Genomic DNA, 2837 nt, shown 5'->3' with positions numbered 1-2837 from the left:
GATTTATCCGCCCGCAGCCTTCGCGCAATGACAACGAATGAAGCAATGCTGGCGCTTGCTGTCATCGGGGCGAACCTCACTGCTGGACGGCGCTGATTGGGGCCACAGCAACGAAATTGCGCGCTGTTCACGGGGTCGATCTGCCCGACCGGGTAGCCCATCAAGCCGGCCCCTAAGGTTGGTTATTTGGACTTTATAACACCATCTAGAATTCAGGAAAACGCAATGAGCCTCTCTCGTTCCCAGCTAGATTCGATGTTCCGCTTAGAACTTCGTGGCGAAATAGCGGGGCACTACAAACTGGGACCCGTGGAATCGTCGTATGTGAGAATGCGCGACGGCGTCAGGCTGGCGTTGGATGTCGTGCGTCCAATGGGTGACAGCACCGAAACCAAGCGCAATACCATTTTAGTAATGACACGCTATTGGCGCGGGAAGAAGGGCAGCTTGTCTAATTGCTACGCTGAAATGTTCGTCCAGCACGGTTACGCCGTGGTTGTTGGAGATGTTCGGGGCACGGGTGCGTCTTTCGGGGTATGGCCCGGCTACCGCTCTCGCTCTGAGATCTTGGACAACAGCGAAGTGCTCGACTGGATAGTCGCGCAGCCATGGTCTACTGGCCAGGTGGTTGGCTATGGCGTGTCATACACTGCCAACTCCGCAGACTGGATGGCTGAGCAAAACCACCCCGCAGTGAAGGGGATCGTGCCGCGCTTCGCCGATTATAGTGTTTATGAAGATCTTTCCTTTCCCGGCGGAGTTCCTAACCAAGTGATGGATCTTTGGGACAGTGGCGTAAAAAGCCTCGACCGCAATGAGTCGATCCGGGATGATGGAAGCCCGTCTCAACTGGGCGTACGACCCGTGGGACCCGGAGGGGAGGCTGACCTTGTCGCCGCCCTACGCGACCATGAGCGGGCGCCCACTGATTGGGTGAAAGCTCATGAGCTCACTTTCAAAGACGAACGTCCGACATTATGGGACGGAGCAACCATACTTGACTGGACGCCAGAGATGGCGGCGGAGCGGATATCTAAGTCCGGCATTCCTACCCAGAATTGGGCGAGCTGGTTTGATTCTGGCTCCGCGCAAGGGGCCGTGCGCCGCTTCTTGTTGCAATCAAATCCGATGAACGTGATAATCGGTCCCTGGAACCACGGTGGAGCGATACCTTATGATCCGCTTCGGCCCGCCGATGAGGAAATCCTACCAACGTTTGCGACCCAGCAGGCCAATGATATCCGGTTCGCTGAAGCTTGTTTCAACGGCGAAGCCGCGCGCGTGGGAGGTAAGGTAGTTCACTACTACACGGTGGGCGAGGGTGCTTGGAAATCGACCACGTCCTGGCCGCCCGAAGCCAGGCGCAGACGGTGGTACATGTCCAGTGGTTCGCGGCTGGACTCATCGCCCGACGCCGCAGGTTTTGACTTCCTGCAGGTCGACCGAGATCTTGGCGACGTTCTAACAAACCGGTGGGACACCAACGGCGGCAGTGGGGGTAAAGTAGATTATGGAGATCGGCGTCAGTTCGACGAGGCTCGGCTTACCTATACCAGCGAACCATTGGCAAATGACCTCGAAATCACCGGGCATCCATTTGTTGAGCTCAATATCAGCTCTACGCGCGAAGATGGCAATTTCTTTGTTTACCTTGAGGCCGTGCAACCAGATGGGGTATCCCGGTATCTGACGGAAGGGCAGCTGCGGGTCCTGCACCGGAAGGTGTGGACCAACTCTCCGTTCGACGTTCTTGGTCCACAGCACAGCTTTCTTGAACGCGACGCCGAGCCTCTTACGCCGGGCGAAATTGCCACCTTGACGTTCACGTTGCACCCGATTTCCGCCCGCCTTTCGGTAGGTTATCGCTTGAGGGTAGTCCTCGCCGGAAGTGACAAGACTTCGTTCGCCAATGTGCCCGCGGACGGCGAGCCGCCATTGCTGAAGTTTTATCGCGGTCCCGGGGGCTGCTTCATCGACCTTCCGATCGTCGAGAAGTAATGCCAGTTGAGGTGCCTGCGATGGCGAACGAATATATCGTTCGGTAATCGGCATTGTTGTGGCGCGCTTTGGACGCCATCGTGGGGGAACTCTGTGCGGGGCTACTGTTCTCGCAATTGCCAACCAGCACCTTGCGGGCACGTCAATGGCAGCGTCAAGGCGACTGATCCGCCTTTCAGGCATGGGCCATCTCAAAACGCGATGGGACCGTCCCCGACTTTATATTGGCGGGTCCGGCGACAAGTGGCCCATAATCGATGCAACGCATGTCAGCATACCCCTTCATTAGTGTAATTGGAACATTCGAGCGAACGAAGTGCAGATCAAAGACGTCCTACTCGCATCTGGCAACGGCGCGTTCTTTTATGACGATCAGTCTGCCATTAGGTCCGGAGCGATCCAGGACGGCTTTATTTATCTTGGCGAACCGGTGACGCCTGGATTTACGTCCATTCGCGTTCCGGCGTCGTCGCTCAGCGTCGGACTTGTACTAGCGGACGACAGCGTCGTTTGGGGTGACATGATGGGCGTGCAGTACTCTGGTGCTGGCGGGCGGGATCCTTTGTTTGATTCTGTCCAAATTTCGGAATTGACGTCGCGGGTTGTGGTGCCGCGACTGTTGGATGTCGATGCGTCTCGTTACCTTGATGCCTGTGCGACGGTTTTAGAGGACTACGACCACAAGCAGTTACCTCTTGCGATCGAGTACGGCGTCAGCCAGGCGCTCCTACGCGCTGCGGCCCACCTTCACCGCACCACCATGGCGGAAATTCTGTGCAAAGAATTTGACCTAGCGCTGCCGACGTTCAGCGTTCCGATTTATTGTCAAAGTGGAGATG

At 56.8% G+C, this 2837-nt stretch carries 1 protein-coding gene and 1 pseudogene; both read left to right on the top strand.

Annotated elements, in window-relative coordinates:
* Nucleotides 1-225 precede the first annotated feature (225 nt).
* Complete coding sequence (locus EN939_RS28315; protein WP_127270362.1) at nucleotides 226-1998, top strand: CocE/NonD family hydrolase; 1773 nt, start codon at nucleotides 226-228, stop codon at nucleotides 1996-1998.
* A 316-nt stretch (nucleotides 1999-2314) separates the two neighbouring features.
* Nucleotides 2315-2837, top strand: a pseudogene (locus EN939_RS28310) (methylaspartate ammonia-lyase); the annotation flags it as partial.

Source organism: Mesorhizobium sp. M7A.F.Ca.CA.002.05.1.1 (genome assembly GCF_003998335.1).
Taxonomy (GTDB): Bacteria; Pseudomonadota; Alphaproteobacteria; order Rhizobiales; family Rhizobiaceae; genus Mesorhizobium.
Note: the sequence above shows the minus strand (reverse complement) of the source record. Positions and strands in the feature narration are given on the sequence as shown.

Bases quoted from the DNA above. Each gene is read 5' to 3' on its own strand.
- EN939_RS28315 (WP_127270362.1), top strand. From the start codon at position 226: ATGAGCCTCTCTCGTTCCCAGCTAGATTCGATGTTCCGCTTAGAACTT.